This window comes from Thermodesulfobium acidiphilum (assembly GCF_003057965.1).
Lineage (GTDB): Bacteria > Thermodesulfobiota > Thermodesulfobiia > Thermodesulfobiales > Thermodesulfobiaceae > Thermodesulfobium > Thermodesulfobium acidiphilum.
Genome location: NZ_CP020921.1, coordinates 1,202,526 through 1,221,659, shown reverse-complemented (window position 1 = coordinate 1,221,659; position 19,134 = coordinate 1,202,526). Strand labels below are relative to the sequence as shown.

The 19,134-nt window shown below is 32.6% G+C and carries 14 protein-coding genes; 10 read left to right on the top strand and 4 right to left on the bottom strand.

From position 1 onward, the window contains the following. The first annotated feature begins 132 nt into the window (after positions 1 to 132). From TDSAC_RS06150 to TDSAC_RS06135, 4 genes are all read left to right on the top strand, one after another. A complete protein-coding gene (locus tag TDSAC_RS06150; protein WP_108309375.1) occupies positions 133 to 1,434 on the top strand; it encodes an L-cysteine desulfidase family protein in 1,302 nt (433 codons plus the stop codon). A gap of 46 nt (positions 1,435 to 1,480) precedes the next feature. Next, complete coding sequence (locus TDSAC_RS06145) at positions 1,481 to 2,140, top strand: helix-turn-helix transcriptional regulator (RefSeq protein ID WP_108309374.1); 660 nt, start codon at positions 1,481 to 1,483, stop codon at positions 2,138 to 2,140. Between the two features lie 540 nt (positions 2,141 to 2,680). Further along, entirely contained in the window at positions 2,681 to 4,438 is a 1,758-nt protein-coding gene (locus TDSAC_RS06140; RefSeq protein WP_108309373.1) for an ABC transporter ATP-binding protein/permease, read from the top strand. 169 nt (positions 4,439 to 4,607) lie between these two features. Continuing rightward, positions 4,608 to 5,990, top strand: a complete 1,383-nt coding sequence (locus TDSAC_RS06135; RefSeq protein WP_108309372.1) for an MFS transporter — start codon at positions 4,608 to 4,610, stop codon at positions 5,988 to 5,990. A gap of 146 nt (positions 5,991 to 6,136) precedes the next feature. On the opposite strand, the gene tcuB is transcribed toward TDSAC_RS06135, so the two are convergent. The 4 genes from tcuB to TDSAC_RS06110 form a co-directional block, all read right to left on the bottom strand. After that, positions 6,137 to 7,228 carry a tricarballylate utilization 4Fe-4S protein TcuB gene (gene tcuB, locus TDSAC_RS06130; RefSeq protein ID WP_108309371.1) on the bottom strand — a complete coding sequence of 364 codons (1,092 nt, stop codon included), beginning with the start codon at positions 7,226 to 7,228 and terminating at the stop codon, positions 6,137 to 6,139. Then, positions 7,218 to 8,594, bottom strand: coding sequence for an FAD-dependent tricarballylate dehydrogenase TcuA (gene tcuA, locus TDSAC_RS06125; RefSeq protein ID WP_108309370.1), 1,377 nt, complete (start codon positions 8,592 to 8,594; stop codon positions 7,218 to 7,220). Before tcuA ends, tcuB begins: the two co-directional genes overlap by 11 nt. Positions 8,595 to 8,624: 30 nt before the next feature. Further along, entirely contained in the window at positions 8,625 to 9,917 is a 1,293-nt protein-coding gene (locus tag TDSAC_RS06120; RefSeq protein WP_108309369.1) for an MFS transporter, read from the bottom strand. Between the two features lie 852 nt (positions 9,918 to 10,769). Next, positions 10,770 to 12,029 (bottom strand): cation diffusion facilitator family transporter, encoded by a 1,260-nt coding sequence (locus tag TDSAC_RS06110; RefSeq protein ID WP_108309368.1) that lies wholly within the window; start codon positions 12,027 to 12,029, stop codon positions 10,770 to 10,772. An 847-nt stretch (positions 12,030 to 12,876) separates the two neighbouring features. On the opposite strand from TDSAC_RS06110, the gene acs reads away from it, so the two are divergent. From acs to surE, 6 genes are all read left to right on the top strand, one after another. Further along, on the top strand, positions 12,877 to 14,763 hold the full coding sequence (acs, locus tag TDSAC_RS06105) for an acetate--CoA ligase (RefSeq protein WP_108309367.1): 1,887 nt from the start codon (positions 12,877 to 12,879) through the stop codon (positions 14,761 to 14,763). A gap of 123 nt (positions 14,764 to 14,886) precedes the next feature. Then, positions 14,887 to 15,825, top strand: a complete 939-nt coding sequence (gene speE / locus TDSAC_RS06100) for a polyamine aminopropyltransferase (RefSeq protein ID WP_108309366.1) — start codon at positions 14,887 to 14,889, stop codon at positions 15,823 to 15,825. Beyond that, entirely contained in the window at positions 15,825 to 16,103 is a 279-nt protein-coding gene (locus TDSAC_RS06095) for an ACT domain-containing protein (RefSeq protein WP_108309365.1), read from the top strand. Before speE ends, TDSAC_RS06095 begins: the two co-directional genes overlap by 1 nt. Positions 16,104 to 16,106: 3 nt before the next feature. Then, positions 16,107 to 17,471, top strand: coding sequence for a PFL family protein (locus TDSAC_RS06090; RefSeq protein ID WP_108309364.1), 1,365 nt, complete (start codon positions 16,107 to 16,109; stop codon positions 17,469 to 17,471). Beyond that, positions 17,472 to 18,335 carry a GTPase Era gene (gene era, locus TDSAC_RS06085; RefSeq protein ID WP_108309363.1) on the top strand — a complete coding sequence of 288 codons (864 nt, stop codon included), beginning with the start codon at positions 17,472 to 17,474 and terminating at the stop codon, positions 18,333 to 18,335. Next, positions 18,329 to 19,084 (top strand): 5'/3'-nucleotidase SurE, encoded by a 756-nt coding sequence (surE, locus tag TDSAC_RS06080; RefSeq protein WP_108309362.1) that lies wholly within the window; start codon positions 18,329 to 18,331, stop codon positions 19,082 to 19,084. The genes era and surE overlap by 7 nt, the downstream gene beginning before the upstream one ends. Positions 19,085 to 19,134 lie beyond the last annotated feature (50 nt).

Below are 19,134 nucleotides of genomic sequence, written 5' to 3'. Positions count from 1 at the left end.
ATAGTTTTGTTTTTTGCTTGATTAAACATTATTTTGGATTTTTGGTTATATCTAAAATTTGTAAAATTTATTAGGAAGACTTTTAAATAATTGTTATAAAAATTGCTTTTAAAACAATGTTAAGAGGGTATAATGAATAAAACAGAGAACATTTTGCAAATTTTAAAAAATTCTGTGAAGCCTGCTTTGGGTTGTACAGAACCCGGAGCAGTTGCATATGCAGTTTCAAGGGCGAAGGAAATACTTGGAGAAAAGGTTTCTAAATTAAGAGTTTTTGTTGATAAAAATATTTTAAAAAATGGCATGTTTGTAATTATTCCTGGCACTAATGAAAAAGGCATATTATTTGCTGCTGCTCTATCTTTGGTTTGCGGCAAATCTGAATATGGCTTAGAGGCTTTAAAAGATGTTAGTAATTTAGATATAGATAAGGCTAGAGAGATTGTAAAAAGTGGTCTAATTAATTTAGAGCTCAAAAAAGCAATTGAAGGATTATTTATAAAAGTTGAAGCTCAAGGAAAATTACATAAATCGACAGTAGTGTTAAGAGGTAACCATGACAATATTGTTTTTGAAAGTAAGGACGATATTGTTATTAAGTCAATTTTATCTGATTACGAAAGTTCTTCTAATAATAGCGATTTTAAAAGGATAAAGGATCTTTCTATCGCTGAATTGATAGATTTTTCAAAAAATGTTGAAAAAGAAAAAATTGAATTTATAAACTATGGAATAGAGATGAACAAAAAAATAGCATACGCAGGGCTTCAGGGGAATGTTGGAGTTGGTATAGGAAAATTCTTAAGATCGAAAGTTAATGACATTGAATCTTTGGCTGTAGCTTTGACAGTGTCGGCATCAGAAGCAAGAATGTCCGGGTATCCTCTACCTGTTATGAGTAGTGCTGGTTCAGGAAATCACGGTCTGGTAGCGATAATACCTATAGCAATCATTGGCGAGAAAAGTGGATTTAATAAAGAAGAAGTTATCAGAGCTGTGACATTAAGTCATTTGCTTACTTTATATGTAAAATCTTATACAGGTTTACTCTCTCCTTTGTGTGGTTGTGGAATAGCTGCAGGCGTGGGCTGCAGTTCAGGACTTACCTTTTTAAGAGAGAAGGACAATAAAAAAATTGAAAACTCAATAAAAAATGTTATAGCAGGTTTGTCAGGAATGATATGTGATGGTGCTAAGATTGGTTGTGCGTATAAGCTGTATCTTTCTTCAATATCTGCTATTGAAGCTTCGAACATGGCTTTAAACAAAATTGTAATACCATCTGATAATGGAATTTTGTCGGAAAGTGCCCAGGAATGTATAAAAAATCTTGGTAAAATCTCTGTTGAGGGGATGAAATATACCGATGACACAATACTAGATATAATAACAAAGAAGACAGTATTCAAGTTTAAAAATTTGAAATCTTGTTAAATTTTGAAATATAATAATTTAAAATCTTTAAAAAATTGGAGGTTCGATGTCTACTGATGAGAGAAAAGTAATTTTTGATAACCTAGTAAACATAGCTAACTCTATTAGTGAAATGTTTGGTAAAAACTGCGAAGTAGCTGTTCATGATCTTAGGACCCCTGAAAGATCTCTTATACATATAGCTGGGGATGTTACTCATAGACAGACGGGTGCTCCAATAACCGACCTGGTATTAAAGGTACTAAAAAAAAGTAAAGATAAAGCAAAGGATATGGTAGGTTATAAAAGCATTACGAAGGATGGAAGAATATTAAGATCGAGCACAAGTTTTATTAGAGATAAAAAGGGTAAAATTATCGGGGCTTTTTGTGTAAATTTTGATGTAACCGAATTTATAGGTACTTATAATGTTTTTAAAGATCTTCTAGAGAAGGGTTCTGAATATGATAAGAATGAAACATTTGCAAAAAATTTAAATGAAACTATTGAAACGCTTACACAAGAAGCTATATTGTCTTTTAAAAAGCAACCATCTAGTTTTTCTCCTGAAGAGAAAATAAAATTTGTTTCTTATCTTGATGAAAAGGGAGCGTTTCTTATAAAGGGTTCAGTTGAGTATGTAGCATCTATTCTTGGGCTATCTAAATTTACAGTATATAGCTATTTGCAAAAAGTTCGCAGCAGCTCTAATTCCAATGATGACTAAATTCTATTTTTATGGAATTTAATTTAGAAGAAATTATAAAAAATTCAGTATAGCACAATGGATTAAAAGAGCTTTAAATTAATCTAACATAAAAAAAGAGATCTGGAAGTTTTAAAGAACATTTTAGTTATTATTAAAGAAATTCTTATTAAATATTTTCGATAATTTTATGATTGTCTATTGTATTTTACTTAAACGGCCAATATTTTGAATAAAAATAAAGATTACGATAGATAAGGCACACAATTTGCTGGGGGGATTTAAAGAGAATTAGAGTGTTAATATTTATAATTTTTTCTATAACACAAGAACAAAAAATTCTTTACAGGAATCTATTTGAAAATACCCTTTAGAGATTTATGACGAAAGGTCTCTAGGGAAGATGAAGTTGTGACATTTTGTTTTAATAAATTCTTAATAAGATAAATTTAGAATTCTAAATCTAATAGATGCACTCTATTTTTGAAACTTCAAAAATCTGATATATTTAAGATTTATATAACTAGAAAATTGAAAACTTAGAAAACTGAGGTTGTTTTGATGAAGCAATTTAACAAAGAGTTTCTTAAAGATACATGGGAACTAATTAAACCATACTGGCAATCAGAAGAAAAAAAGATTGCGTGGTTTCTTTTAATAATAATAATCTTTTTAAATCTATTTTTAGTTTTTATAAACGTTCTTATAAATCTTTGGTACAACGAATTTTATAATGCTCTCCAGGATTTAAACGCCAAAGCTTTTTGGATAGCTATTATCCAATTTTGTGTTTTGGCCTTCCTTTACATTATAGCTGCAGTATATTCTTTGTATCTAAATCAGATGCTTCAGATTAAGTGGAGAAAGTGGCTTACTGATAGGTTTTTAAAAAAATGGTTGAATAAAAAGATATATTATCATCTTCAAGTTTTTAACAATTCTACCGACAATCCAGATCAACGTATTAGTGAAGATCTAAATTTATTTGTCTCTCAAACATTAAGTTTGTCCTTGGGGTTACTTAGTTCTGTTGTAACTCTTGCGTCATTTGTTGGGATATTGTGGACAATATCTGGATCAATCTCTTTTGAAATTTTTGGGAATGAAATTATTATACCTGGTTATATGGTTTGGGCAGCTATTTTATATGCTATTTTAGGCACATGGATAACTGCAGCAATCGGGAAGCCTTTAATAAATTTGAATTTTAAGCAACAAATGTATGAAGCGAATTTTAGATTCAATATGGTTCGCATTCGTGAGAACAGCGAGAGCGTAGCGCTTTATGGTGGAGAAAAAAATGAACATAAACACCTTATGGTAAACTTTTTTGATGTATTTGAAAACTATTGGAAAATAATGGTTAGGCAAAAAATGCTTGGATGGTTTACTTCCGGATATAATCAAATAGCGATAATCTTTCCTATACTTGTAGCATCTCCCAGATTTTTTGCTAGGGAAATTCAATTGGGTGCTCTTATGCAAATTGCACAAGCATTTGGACAGGTTCAGTCTTCTTTGTCTTACATAGTAAACAGTTATCCATCTCTTGCTAACTGGCATGCAGTTGCCGATAGGCTAAGAACATTTGAACACAATATTAGCTTTATCGAAGATCTTCAACAAAAAAATAACAGAATAATAATTAAAGAATCTGAAAATCTGATGGTAGAAAACCTTTCTATATTTTTACCTGATAACAAAACTCCGTTAATAAATCAATTAAATTTGTCATTAAATAAATCTGAAAGACTCCTTGTAGTTGGTAGTTCTGGTATAGGGAAAAGCACATTAATAAGAACTTTAGCTGGATTGTGGCCATTTGGAGAAGGCAAAATTTTTCTTCCACCAAAAGAAAAACTCCTTTTTCTCCCGCAAAAACCGTATTTGCCTATAGGTTCTTTAAAGGATGTTTTAATATATCCCAATGGCGATCCGGATGTTAGCGATGATGAAATAAAGGATTTGCTTATAAGCCTAAATCTAAAGCATTTGGTAAATCATATATCAGAAGTTAATATGTGGTCACAGATTCTTTCACTTGGTGAACAACAGTATCTTGCATTTGGAAGAATTTTATTACAAAGACCTGAATGGATTTTTATGGATGAAGCTACAAGTGCTCTTGATGAGAAATCTGAGAGGATACTGTATTTTAGGCTAAAGGATGAGCTATCCAATAGTGCTGTTATTAGCGTGGGACATAGATCAAGTTTACTATCATATCATGAAAAGAAGTTAATAATCCTGGGCGAAGGTAAATGGAGTATTGATAGAATAGGTTATGTAAATTTGGAAAAATCTCTTATAAACGAATAAGTTTCAATTTCTTTTTAAATTATTTAAATCAACAACTTTTATCTTTAATCGTTTATTTTCTTATTATGAGTTGTAGGTTTTTTGTTGACAAGACAAATTTTAGATTTAAAATGAAAGGTGATTAATAGGTTTTTTAAATATTTTTATTTAACAATTTAAGGAGGTTAAAATGGGGGAAGACAAAGTGAAACTAGAAGAAAAAAATTCGAAATCAAGTATCGCTGCTAGGCTTGAAAGGCTTCCTATGGGTAGCTTTCATTGGAATTTTTTGTGGATGATAACTGCTGGGGAATGGTTTGATACTCTAATTTTGTTGGGTTTAGGTATTCTTGTGGCGCTGATCGGTATTGGTTTTGGTTATCCATCAGGAAAGGGCCCTATAATACTGATTTCTTATGCCTTTTTTGGCATGCTCTTTGGGGCCATTATACTTGGGAGACTTGCTGACATTTTTGGTAGGAGAACAATGTATTTTTTCAATTTGTTAATATTTGGCATTCCTTTAATTGTTGCTGCATTTCTTGATGACCTTAACATTATCTTAATACTAATATTTATTGCGGGAATGGGGATAGGCGCTGAAGGCGTTTTAATGGATACATTTATAAGCGAAGTTATGCCAAGAAAGACAAGAGGCAAAAGGCTTGCTCTAGCTTATACAGTTGTTGTAACATCTGCTCCTATTGGCGCTCTGCTTGCAACAATTTTAGAAAAAAATATGCCGCATGATGCTTGGAGAATTTTTCTTCTGTTTGCAGGTATTGGCGCACTGGTAGTTTGGGTTACAAGGTTCAAGATGATTGAATCTCCAAGGTGGCTGGTTAGTAAGGGTAAATATAAAGAAGCAGATGAAATTTTAACGAAGATTGAAAACAATATTATGAAAGAGAAAAATTTAAATTCTTTGCCAGAACCAGAGATAAGGGCTGAAGCCAAAGAAGAAAAGTCAAGATACTTTGATCTGTTTAAACCTGGTATAGTAGAAAAAACAATTATGATGTTTATTTTTATGTTTTTCCAATCTGCTCTTTTTTATGGCTTTGCTGCATTGGTGCCATTATTTTTGGGAAGCAGAGGAATAAACCTTAATCAAATATTTGCTTTTACTTTTGTAGTGTATTCGGGCTTTTTAATTGGAAGTATATTTAATGTTTTTATAATAGATAAGGTCGAACGTAAATATGGGTTAATAATATCTATTATTGCCGTAGGGATATTTGGGGTCTTGTTCGCATTTTCAGGAAACATTTATTTAGCATTGTTTATGGGTTTTCTAACAACATTTTCTTTATGGAATATGTCAAACTTCTATCACCAATATAATGCAGAAATTTTTCCAACCCAGATCAGGGCTAGTGCTACGGGAACCTCTTATGCTTTAAGCAGATTAAGTTCAGCAATCTTGCCAACTTTTATTGGAACGGTTATTTATAAGGAATATGGCATAGGTGGAGCCTTTTTAGTTTTGTGGCTTTTTATAATAATTCTTGTGTTAGATCTATATTTTCTTGGGCCAAAAAGCACTGGCAGGAAGTTGGAGGAAATTAAGTGATTTTTTGTTTTTTTTCTTTAGAGAAGAAAATGGGTACAATTGTGTGCTTCTATAACGGTTAGTATATATTTATCTTTCACTAGTCTTCTGAAAGGGAAAAAATGGTAAATTTTTTTCTTGTTTATTAGTTAGGTCTATGTAGCTATTTATTTATTTATTTCAGAAAAAAACTTATATATTGATACATACCTGAAGACAGCATGCTGCAATTTACTAAAGGGGAGCGTTATAAAGAAGGTTATGACGATGCTTAAATGAATTATCAATAAAATAGGCATAAATGTTGTAGATCTGAAAAGTAAAACTAGAAAGCCAGTTAGAACGGACAGTAATAATATAATTATGAAATTAATGTCCATCGAGCTTACATTCTCGCTATAAGGTATCCTATCCATTTTAGTTCTTAAATATAGCAGTCCAGTTAGTCCTAAAAGCAATAATGCTCCACCAATAGAGCCAAATATTACTGGCAGGCTGGTAAAAGTATATGGCGGCGAAATGTTTAAAATATGACTCATAAATGCAGCTATTAAAGTAGATATGAAAGTTATTTTGAATCCAAACAATACAAATTGGTGGTAAATCCTTCTTGAAAAGCTGTATTCTTCACCCGGATAATTGCAACCATAGCCTCCTCCATCAAGGAATTCTAATAAAACCAAACTCTTTAATGATCTAATATGGTTAAAGAGTTTAAGGAAATCGCCTTTTTTTATACCAATATAATCGCAATAGTCAATCAAGTTTTTTATATAGATGGTTAATGATATGGCGAATGGAATAAACATTGTGATAATTAAAAAATTTTCAGGTAAAATACTATAAAATGAATCATTTTGATCAACGATGCCCATTAAACTCAATTTTCCCGTATTGATTATTGACGAGATAGTATAAAAAAGAAATGAAACTATAAAAGTAGCAATGCTAAAAAGATGCGGCTTATCAACGATATCTTTTGAGAATTTTGAATTTCTATAATTTTTATAGGTTTCTAGCCTCAATGTTCCAAAAATTTTTGGGATGTTTATATCAAAAGTATGGGGTGGAGCGTATTGGCATGCGTAGTAGCAACCCCTACAGTCGTGGCAAAGATTTGCCAAATAGATTATATCATTGTCAGAAAAGGTTCTCCTCAATTCTATCGCTTTGAAAACAGGGCAAATGTTTTCGCAATATCTGCATGCGTTGCAAATATTTAGTGAAAATCTTGCATCCTCAAAATTTTTATCGAACATTTGCAGCCTCTCTCCCAGCCGTAATACCAAAAACAGTACCAATAGTCAAACCTGTTCCTGCCATATATCCCTTGCTCAATATGTTCCCAGACATAATCTCTCCAGCAGCGAAAACATTTTCGAAAGGTTCCTCATTGTTTGTCAAAACCTGCGCATTTCTGTTTACTTTAACTGATAAGTAAGTAAAAGTAATGCCAGGTCTTAGCGGATAGGCATAAAATGGTGGCTTATCGATAGGCAGCGCCCAATGACTCTTGGGAGGTTCTAAATCAACAGTTTTACAACTGTCTAAGATAGATGGATCGAATTCTCCTAAAGACAAATGATTGTTGTAATTTTCTATGGTTTTTATTAAATTTTCAGAATCAAGGTTAACCTTTTTGGAGAGCTCTTTTAAAGAATCGGCTTTGAGCGCAGGAAAAGCGGACGGCATAAAAAGATTTACTACCTTAGAATCAAAAATTACATATCCTATCTGATCAGGTTGGTTGATTAATATATGCCCCCAAATTGCATATCTCTTGGGCCATATATTTTCTCCTTCATCGTAAAATCTTTCAGCATTCTTGTTTACAACTATGCCAAAAGGTATGCAGTCTAACCTGGTTACTATGCCACCATCAAATTTTGGTGCTCTTGCGTCTAATGCCAACATATGGGCATTTTTTGGATCTCCAATAGGCATTGCATTATTTTCTACTAAAATTTGGAATATGTTTCCTTCATCGTATGGAGTTCCTCTGATTATTAGATTTTTTGCTGGATCTCCCCAAATTTCTTTCAATTGTTCAATATTGCTCTGAAAGCCACCACATGCGAGGACTAAGCTTTTAGCGGTTATTTCATGAAGGCTATGTTTGTAGTTGACTACGACTGAGTAAAATTTTTTGTTTTTGAACTTCAAATCAACTACAAATGCATCATAAATAACTTTCACACCAACTTTTTGGCAATAGTGATAGTAGTTATTAATCATAGACTTGCCACCGCCAGAGAAAAATGCCACGCTGTTAGCTAAGTGCAGAGCGCCTTTTATGATAGGCTGAAATTTACACCCGTGATTTTGCATCCAGAAGATGATGTCTTGGGATTTCTCTACACAAAATTTAGCCAATTCTTTATTCGTCTCGCCCTTTGTTACTTCGAGTATATCATTGTAGAAGTTTTCTACTGTGTATGAGCCAACGGTGTATGAGTTTGGTTTATCGTGAGCATATCTGATATCTCTGGTATGACGGCTATTCCCCCCTCTGTAAAATATTGGGGATCTTTCCAATAGCAATACCATTGCGCCGTTTTCTGTAGCACTCATTGCAGCACAAAGGCCTGCATTTCCGCCTCCAACTACTATAACGTCGTAGTCCATAATATCTTAAATATAATATCTTAAATTAGATTAATGCAATTCAATATCTTTTGTCTCCTTTGACAGCAAAGCTGAAAGCATAACCAAAACTTCTCCAAATATTATAAACGCGCTCCACATATTTGGGAAATTAGAAGAAGAAATTTTAGTAAACACTAAGAGTATTGCCGTTCCCCAATTTCCGAAGATAAATCCAAAGTTAAACGAGATGCCTACTGCGGTACTTCTAACATGTGTGGAGAACCTTTCAGACAGATAAGTAGGCGTGACTCCATATAACCCAGCAGAAAAAAATCCTAATATACTTGCAAATACAGCACAATATGTAAAGTTAGTTGTTTTTGAGATTATCTGAGTAGCAAATAATGAAATTATGATTGCTATCAAGGAAAATGTTATGACAGTTTTCCTTCTTCCGATATAATCACTCACAAAACCAGAAGAAAGATATCCAATTACAGCTGCAGTTAGCGCTATTATTACTACATATAGCGTTTGCGGAAAAACAAATTGTTTTCCTAATGCCAAAACGGTAGGGAAAAACCCAAGAGTTAAACCATAAATCCAGGACATTCCGACCATAAAAAGAATTCCTGTAAGAACCTCTTTCAAAGTTTCACCATTTTTTAAAATTTCAGTTAAAGGCATTTTCTTAGTTTTTCCCTCTTCTTTCGCCTTTTCCCATTTTGCAGACTCTATCATTCTGTACTTTACAACAAGAAGTGCAATGACTGTTAAGAATATTGAAGACCAGAACATCCATCTCCAGCCATAATTTGCAAAGCTCTCTTTTGGAATTGCGTAGTGTAAAAATAAAAATAATATAGCTGCAACCAAGAAACCTACTGCATATCCAGCCTGTATTGCTCCTCCCCAACGACCTCTTTTATCTTTTTCTGCAGATTCTACTATGATAACTGCGCTATTGCTGTATTCTCCTCCTGCAAATATGCCAGTCAATACCCTTAGAAATGTTAGTAAAATTGGAGCCCAAACGCCTATAGTATGATAATTTGGCAAGAATCCTGTAAGAAACACAGAAAGCCCTAATCCAGCTACTGCAGCAAATATCGCCTTTCTTCTGCCAATTTTGTCGCCAAGAATACCGAAAAGTATTCCACCTAAAGGTCTAAAAACCAGTGTAATGGTATAAATGCTCCATACTCCGATAATGGCTATTGCTGAACTCTTTGGAAAAAACTGAGGTGCAAGAATAGGTATTAACAAGAACATCATACTTAGATCAAAGCCGTCCACCATCCAGCCAATAAATGCGCCTGGATAGACATTCCATGGATTAATCTTTTTTTGATCAGCCTCCATTTGATCTTTACCTCCCAAATTTATTTGTTCTAAACAAATCAATTAAATATTTATATATCTTAAATTATATTATCTTTATGTTCAATATGCTTAAAAAGTAAGACACGATAGAGGTAAACAATTTTTTAAATCGGCACAAAGCTACGAACCTCAATAAGGATTGGAAGCGTGCAAGTCTTTGCAATGAAGAATCAATATCGATAGAGTATTTTGTTAAGCCTCCCCCACCATCATTCTTCTCTTGAACAGTTTCACCCTAGTGCTCAAATTTTAGTCGTGTTAACAAAGAAAAATGTTTGTAAAAAACCAGGATAACGAAATTGTGCTATCAGAAAATGATTGTGTATATATAGAGCCAAACGAAATACATACCGTATAAACGTGTTAGACGAACCTTCAGTAGGTCTTGATATTTTTGTGCCTGATAGAGATTTTAGCTTTTGGCTAAATAAGTTTTAAATTATCTGAAATATTTAACATGTATATCGTTTATAGATAATACATATCTTTACCTTAATACTTTCTTAAAGAATTAATGTCAATCATTGTATATACGCATTTTTGCACATATTTGTCGTTAAGTAACTTTTGAGTTTCCTGCTCACTAAAATTTATAACTGGGGTCAGACTTTCTAAAAAGATGAAATATTTTGCACATTTTCGCTCAGGTTTGACATATATATAGTAAATGATCCTGTTTTTTTTGCAACTTTTTTGCAAAATTGAAATAATTAACTGAATCTTTATTAAAAGTACCTATATCTTCTATGGGGGAATTTAAACCACCTAAATATTCTTTGATAGCTTATTTCATTGCAAAACTCGTAGGATTGCTCCCAATAATAATCATACCTATGTTTTCTCCACCATTTGTTTTACATATATTTTATTTGAAATCTTTTTTAATAATTCTTCTAGGTTGTCAATTTGCACATTATCAACTATATAGAATTTTTTGTTGTGTGTTTTAAAAACAAAATATGGGCCCGTATTTTCAATATGTTTTGTAGTTACAATAATATCCACGCCCTCTTTTACTAAATATAAAGCAGTTTGAATACCCTTTTTTTCCTTTAACTCTAAAAAATCGTTTGGTTTTTGCTGTTTATTTAAAATTTTTTGTTTTGACAAATCATAATCTATAATCAGAAAAGAACTGCTGTTGCCGAAATGTTCTGATATCTGGTCGTATTTTGTTTGAGGTATGCATATTTTTATAATCTCTTTTTTAATTGGTTCATAGTGAACTATAACATTATCAACATTTGGAAATTTTTCATAAATACGCTGTTCTATTTGACTTGATAATTTATGTGCTTCTTCGAAACTTGCCATATCAAGCTTTACAATAATTTCTAAAAGCATAAAGCGCCCGCTTTTCCTACCTTTAATGGAAGTTATCTCATTTACATGTTCAAATTGAGAAATTTCCTGTTTTATAGCATCTATTGTCTTTTTATCGACATTTATATCAAGCAACGCAAGCGTGGAATTTTTTAATAGTTCAAAACCAGAATGCAATATTATAATCACAATTACAATAGCTACATATTTATCAATATCCAAACCGAAAATTGAAAAGATTATGCTACAAATTATTATAAAAATTGAAAATAAATCACTTTTTATATGTTCAGCATCAGAAATCAAACCACTTGATGAGTATTGTATACCTATTTTTTTCTCATATTTACTGTATAAATACATTAAAATAATCACAAAAAATAGTATACCTGCAACAATTAGTTGATTATTTAAAACACTTGTGTGTGCTGGTTTATATTTTTCAAATAGGTTATAGCCAATCTCAAATGCAGTCAATATAATAAGTAGCGACACGAACCCTGATGCTATATTTTCTAACTTGTACAAGCCAAATGGAAATTTCTCGCTTTTTTTATAAGAAAAGAACATAGCGCTAAAAACAATTATACTGGAGAGCACATCAAGGCTAGAGTGAAGCGCATCTGCCTGTAAGGCAATGTTTCCAATCCATCTGCCAAGCACATACTTAATAATCATTAGTGCTAAATTTATAAAAGTTGAGGCTATAAGTAATTTATTTATTACTTTCTTTGATTCTTTTTTATAATCTATATTCGCTTGTTGCACTATTAGCTCCTTGCAGTTTTAAATTTCTACCATCAAATATTTTCTTAAAAGCCTTTTCTTAATTAATTATCCTTGTAATAATATTATCAAAGTCCTCATTCTTAGCATCAAATATATCTGAAAGTTCTTTGAGTAAACATGGCCCTATATTTAATCATTTTCATTATAAATCTTTCAAAAAATTCTTCAAAATTTATATTTTTGTCTGAAAAAGATCTTCTCAATATTGTAATCTTTTAAAATCATACAAAATTTATGTTCTATTTTTCTAACTAAAGTAACGAGTTTTAAAAATATTTCTTTAGGAATTGTTCACATTCTTGTGTTAATTCCATCTTCATTACTTTATCACTAAATCTAAATATTTTTTCAATCCCTTTCCAAAGAGTATTGAGAGTTGAGGTAGTATAAGGCCTTAATTAGGCTTGTAAATTGTCTATAGCAACCATTTTACTGGAAACACTCTAACTAAGGGCAATGTTACGTTCATTTGGATCCAAGACATTTATTCTTAGGATTTCTCGATACGTGTTTATTATTATGACCCTTCTTTAGCTGCATTTGTATTGTTTGCAGTGTATAAATGCAGTATAATAAATAGTTTATAAATGACTCTTTTATTGGAATGCTGGCTTTTATTAACTTGTAAAGATAGTTTCAACGATTAAACAGGTGGCATAAAGTCCTGGAATACTTATAAATAATGTTAAAATTTATCTATTTTTTCCTTTTAACTAGTATACCTAATAAAAAATTTAAATCATAAAATAAATCCCAAAGTTTGACAAAGTAAAAATAATATTGTTACAATATTCAAACAATTCTAACAATTTAAAGGAGGAGAAAGATGTCCACAAATCACAACGGGGAGTTTTTTTATCCTTCTGAGGAATTAAAATCCAAATTACATGTCAAAAACTATGATGAGATTTATCAGTATGCTGCAGAACATCCGGAGTCATTTTGGTCTGTAATTGCCTCAGAATTGAGCTGGTTTAAACCATGGGATAAAGTTTTAGAGTGGGAATATCCATTTGCAAAGTGGTTTGTAGGTGGCAAAACCAATATTGCCTATAATGCGCTGGATAGACACGTAAATACCTGGAGGAGGAATAAACTAGCTCTCATATGGGAAGGAGAAAACTCTGAAGTTAGAACATATACATACCTTCAATTACAGAGAGAAGTGAATAGGTTTGCCAATGTTTTAAAGGCCATGGGAGTCCAAAAGGGAGATAGGGTAAGCATATATCTGCCAAGAATCCCAGAGCAGATGATTGCAATGCTTGCCGCTGCAAAAATTGGTGCTATCCATACTTTGGTCTATGCGGGATTCAGCGTTGAAGCTTTGAGGGATAGAATCAATGATGCAGAGTCAAAAATAGTTGTTACCGCTGATGGAGGATTTTATAACGGGAAAGTCGTACCCCTAAAGAATATTGTAGATGAGGCTGTTTCTAAATGCCCGAGCATAATCTCTGTAATTGTGGTTAAGAGAACTTGTGCGGATGTGGACATGACTCCTGGAAGAGATCTGTGGTATCACGAATTAATGGCTCTTCCTATAGCTTCTCCAAAGTGTGAAGCTGAGGTTATGGATGCAACTGATCCTTTATTTATATTGTATACATCTGGAACTACAGGAAAGCCAAAAGGAGTAGTTCATTCACACGGTGGATATATGGTAGGAACATATATAACTACCAAGTGGGTCTTTGACATGAAAGAAGAAGATACACATTGGTGTACTGCTGATTCAGGATGGGTTACAGGACACAGTTATGTGGTATATGGCCCCCTTCTTAACGGTGCGACTACTGTAATGTATGAGGGTGCTCCTACTTATCCTTTACCTGATAGATGGTGGTCTATAGTTGAAAGACATAACGTAACTATCTTTTATACTGCTCCTACTGCTATCAGAAGCTTAATGAGATATGGATCTTCCTGGGTGAATAGAAGAGATTTATCTACTTTAAGAATACTGGGGAGTGTAGGAGAGCCAATAAACCCTGAAGCATGGCTTTGGTTTTATAAAGTAATAGGTCAGGAAAGATGTCCAATAATGGATACATGGTGGCAAACTGAAACTGGAATGCATATTGTGACTCCTTTACCTTGCACTCCGTTGAAGCCAGGATCGGCATCTAAACCATTTCCTGGTATTATAGTAGATGTTGTTGATGAAGAAGGAGAAAGCGTGAAACCTGGTGAAGAGGGTTTTCTAGTTATCAAAACTCCATGGCCTGCAATGCTTCAAACAGTTTATAAAGATCCTGAAAGATACAAGCAGCAATATTGGAGCAGATTTCCTGGTGTTTATTTTGCTGGGGACTCAGCCAAAAAAGACGAAGATGGTTATATATGGATAATTGGTAGAGTAGACGATGTAATAAAGGTTGCAGGATATAGATTGGGTACTGCAGAGATAGAAAGTGCTTTGGTATCTCATCCCGCTGTAGCTGAAGCTGCAGCTATAGGAAAACCAGATCCCTTGAAAGGTAATATTATAAAGGTTTTTGTAATATTAAAATTTGGTTATGAACCTTCTGAGAAACTTGCACAAGAGCTGAAAAATCACGTAGGACATGAATTGGGGCCTATTGCAAAGCCAGCAGAAATTCAATTTGTGGAATCATTACCTAAGACAAGATCGGGTAAGATTATGAGAAGAGTTCTACGTGCTCAAGAATTAGGTCAACCAGTCGGCGATCTATCTACGTTAGAAGAATAAAATAAAAAAAATATTTCATTTTAAAAATAAAGAAAGCCTTTTTTAAGGTTTTCTTTATTTTTTCTTTTTTTGATTTTTAATTTAACTTGTATTATAATTTAGAAAAATTTTGAGAGGTGGTTTTTGAATATAAGCAAAAAATGTCCACTTTTTGCTATAAATAAAATTGTAGAAAATGATTTTCACTGTATAGATGTTGAAGATGTGTTGTTTTCTGGTAAGTCAAAGTTTCAGAAGGTTTTTATAATAAAAAATCCTATATTTGGCAAAATTTTAATTTTAGACGATAAAGTGCAAAGCGCTCAAATTGATGAATTTATTTACCATGAAGCATTGGTTCACCCTGCTATGGTTATACATCCTGAGCCAAAAAGAGTGGCAATACTTGGGGGTGGGGAAGGAGCTACCTTAAGAGAAGTTTTAAAGCATCCTTGTGTTAAGAAAGTTGATATGGTGGAGCTAGATGACCTTGTGGTTGAAATTAGTAAAAAATACTTACAAGAGTGGTGCGTAGATTCCTTTGAGGATCCAAGAACTAATTTGGTTATACAGGATGCAAAAAAATATATGCTTGAATTGGATAGTAGTATACACTATGACGTAATAATAGTAGATTTAACTGATCCTTTAGACGATAGTCCTGCAAAATTTTTATTTACAAAAGAATTTATGAGCGTTTTAAAAAATAGGCTTTCAGAAAAAGGCATTATAATATATCAGGCTGCTTCAATCACTCCCTTTTTTGATAATGCTCATATAGCAGTAAATCATACTGCCAGGGAAGTTTTTAAAATTGTGAATTCATATAGTGCTCATATTCAATCTTTTGATGAAATGTGGGGTTTTGTTTGGGCATCGGATTACTTTAGCCCTTTTGACGGTTATGATAAGATTGATGAAACCCTGCTTGCTAGAAATATTGAGACGAGATTTTATGATAAAGAAACACATATTCACTGCTTTTCTTTACCAAAATATCTTAGAACTCATTTAAAGGAAAAGACGATTATTTTAAGTGATTCCTCCCCGCTTCCAAAAAACTTGGTTAGGAGCTCAATTTAATGAAAAAAAGGGTAGTAATATTGGTTCTTGGCGAAGATAAAGTTGGCATTGTTTATAATATTGCGAAAGTTTTATTTGAAAATAACATAAATATTGAAGATATAACCCAGAAGGTTCTTGATAGCAAGATTTTTACTATGACAATGTTGGTAGATATGTCAAAATCCGAAATATCTATTTCAGATTTGAGAAAAGAGCTTGAAAGCGTTTCAGGGCAAATCAATGTAAGAATTGATCTTCATCATGAAGACTTATTTTATTCCATGCACAGGATATAGATAATGCTTAATTCAAATTTAAGTATAGATGAAATTCTAGAAACTTCGGAGATGTTATACGATCAAATGTTAGACATTAGAACGTTGACTTTGGGAATAAGTTTACTAAATCCAGAGTTAAATTTAAAATCTACTAGTCAAATTTGTAGCTTTTTGTCTGATTTAGGCAAAAAATTTATTTCTGCAGCAAAGGAAGTAGAGGAAGAACTAGGAGTAAGTATTGTAAATAAAAGAATTAGTATTACTCCAATTACAGTTGCTTTTCCAAGGATTGAACCTGAATATTACGTTGAATTTGCAAAAGAGATAGAAAAAATTCTTAAAGAGATAGGCATTGATTTTTTAGGTGGCTTTTCAGCTTTTATAACTAAGGGTATGTCTCCTCAAGATAAGGCTCTTTTATCAGCTCTTCCAGAGATCTTGTCATCTACTGAAAGAATTTGTGCTTCATGTGAGGCTGGAAACAGTAAGTATGGTATTAATGTGTCATCTATTAAAGAAATTTCTCTTATGCTTAAAAAGACTTCGTTAGCTACAAGCGAAAAAGATGGTGTTGGTTGTACTAAATTTGTAGTTTTCGCAAATGCAGTAAACGATAACCCATTTATGGCGGGGGCTTTTCATGGTATAGGAGAAGTTGATCACTCCATTAATGTTGGGATTTCAGGTCCGGGTGTGATTGAAACCGTTGTGAAGAGAAATGAGAATTCTGATCTTTTGGAATTAGCAGAACATATTAAAAGGGCATCTTTTAAGATAACAAGATTGGGAGAATTGGTAGGAAGAAAGACTGCTAAGATTTTGAACATCGGCTTTGGATCTGTTGATCTATCTCTTGCTCCTACTCCCAGAGAAAATGATAGCGTTGCAAAGGTTTTGGAAGCTATGGGAGTGCCTATTGTAGGATTTCCGGGCACTACGGGTGCTCTTGCTATATTAACTGATGCTATCAAAAAGGGAGGTGCTATGGCATCTTCTAGAGTGGGTGGCTTAAGTGGAGCATTTATACCAGTAAGTGAAGATTTGGGAATGATAGACGCTGTCAAAAAAGGTTCTTTGTGTATAGAAAAATTAGAAGCTATGACTGCTGTGTGTTCTGTGGGTCTTGATATGATTGCTGTTCCAGGGACAACTAGCGTGGATACGATATCTTCTATAATTCTAGATGAGCTTTCTATAGGAGTTTTCACTAATAAGACTACTGGAGTGAGAATTATTCCTGTTCCGGGTAAAAAAGAAAATGATATAGCTTATTTTGGAGGTTTATTGGGATATACTCCAATTTTACCAGTAAAAAATGCTAAAAAATCAAAACTTATCGAACGCGGCGGTATAGTACCAGCTCCAATTACATCTTTGAGAAATTAGATGAAAAGTGGATTTGCAATCTTTGTTGGCAAAACAAATGTAGGAAAAACATCTTTAATAAATTGTTTAATGGGTGAAAAAATTGGTATTGTTTCGGATAAACCACAGACTACAAGATTTAGAACTTCTTTTATAGAAAGTACTAAAGAATACCAAATAATTTATGTAGATTCTCCAGGTGTACACGATGCGAGAAATTTGCTTCATATTAGATTGAACAAAAAAATTTTTGATTCACTTGACTCTTTTGAAATAATTGTACATGTGATTAATCCAGTAACAGTTTTTGACAAACTTGACGTTGAAATTCAAAACAAGATTTCTAATAAAAAACCGCGATATTTGGTTGTAAACAAGATAGATCTGGTTGACACTTCAAATTTAAATTTGGATAAGTCAATTACAAGTTTTTACGACCAGGTTATTTATACTTCTACTAAAAACTTTTTTGGTATAAAGGAATTAAAAAAAACTATTATTAACAACTTAAATGATGGTCCTATGTGGTATCCAGAAAGTATGAAAACTGATATGTCAAAAGAAATGCTTATATCTGAGATAATTAGAGAAAAGGTGTTAAATCTGGTAAGACAGGAAGTTCCTCATGGCGTTTACGTCTTAATTGAAAAAATTAATGAAAAACAGAATTTAATTTTTATTGAGGCTAATATTATCGTAGAAAAGGAATCTCACAAGCCAATTTTAATTGGACACAAGGGTTCTATGATTAAGAATATTGGGATAGAATCTAGATTGGAAATTGAAAAATTTTTTGGTAAAAAGTGTGTGTTGAAGCTTTTTGTGAGCGTAGAAAAAAATTGGCGAAACAAAGACTCTTTATTAAGAAGGTTTGGTTTATGGTGATATTGCTTACAAATGATGATGGAATCCGTTCATATGGAATAAGAGATCTTTCAAAAATTTTGTCCCAAGAGCATGAAATTTATGTGGTAGCTCCAGAAAGAGAAAGATCTGCGGCCAGTCACTCGCTTACACTGCATAAGCCTCTTAGGGCGAAAGAAGTTGAAATTAATGGAGCAAAGGGAGCCTGGGAAACAAATGGAACTCCCAGCGATTGTGTAAAACTTGCTATATATGCTCTTTTGCCAAGAAAACCGGATTTATTAATTTCTGGAATTAATAGAGGTGCAAATTTAGGAACTGATGTTCTTTATTCTGGGACAGTTGCTGCTGCTATGGAAGGAGCTTTTTTAGGTATTCCGTCTATAGCAGTTTCACATGTAAGTTTTGAGAGAAAAAAAGATTATATCAAATCTTCAAATTTAATCTTAAAATTTATAAATATAGTAGAAAAGATTCTTGAACCTGGGGTTATCTTTAATGTCAACATTCCTGATTGTTTAGAAAATGAGATAAAAGGTTTTAAGCTTGTCTCTTTACAATTAAGAAACTATAAAAATTTGATTGAAACGAGGGTAGATCCAAAGGGGGAAAAGTACTATTGGCTTTATGGAGTTCCAGATGAAACTATTTCAGATTTTGATTCTGATATAGGTGCAATTAAAAAAAATTATATATCTATTACGCCACTTCATTGGGATCTTACTAATTTAACTTTATTGGAAAGAATAAAAAAAATGAATATCTTTTAAAATATCTAAAATTGTTATACAATTTATCTAAAATGTTAAGAATAGTTTGA

Coding starts and splice junctions, on each gene's coding strand:
- TDSAC_RS06150 (WP_108309375.1), top strand. CDS start 133: ATGAATAAAACAGAGAACATTTTGCAAATTTTAAAAAATTCTGTGAAG.
- TDSAC_RS06145 (WP_108309374.1), top strand. CDS start 1,481: ATGTCTACTGATGAGAGAAAAGTAATTTTTGATAACCTAGTAAACATA.
- TDSAC_RS06140 (WP_108309373.1), top strand. CDS start 2,681: ATGAAGCAATTTAACAAAGAGTTTCTTAAAGATACATGGGAACTAATT.
- TDSAC_RS06135 (WP_108309372.1), top strand. CDS start 4,608: ATGGGGGAAGACAAAGTGAAACTAGAAGAAAAAAATTCGAAATCAAGT.
- tcuB (WP_108309371.1), bottom strand. CDS start 7,228: ATGTTCGATAAAAATTTTGAGGATGCAAGATTTTCACTAAATATTTGC.
- tcuA (WP_108309370.1), bottom strand. CDS start 8,594: ATGGACTACGACGTTATAGTAGTTGGAGGCGGAAATGCAGGCCTTTGT.
- TDSAC_RS06120 (WP_108309369.1), bottom strand. CDS start 9,917: ATGGAGGCTGATCAAAAAAAGATTAATCCATGGAATGTCTATCCAGGC.
- acs (WP_108309367.1), top strand. CDS start 12,877: ATGTCCACAAATCACAACGGGGAGTTTTTTTATCCTTCTGAGGAATTA.
- TDSAC_RS06095 (WP_108309365.1), top strand. CDS start 15,825: ATGAAAAAAAGGGTAGTAATATTGGTTCTTGGCGAAGATAAAGTTGGC.
- TDSAC_RS06090 (WP_108309364.1), top strand. CDS start 16,107: ATGCTTAATTCAAATTTAAGTATAGATGAAATTCTAGAAACTTCGGAG.
- era (WP_108309363.1), top strand. CDS start 17,472: ATGAAAAGTGGATTTGCAATCTTTGTTGGCAAAACAAATGTAGGAAAA.
- surE (WP_108309362.1), top strand. CDS start 18,329: ATGGTGATATTGCTTACAAATGATGATGGAATCCGTTCATATGGAATA.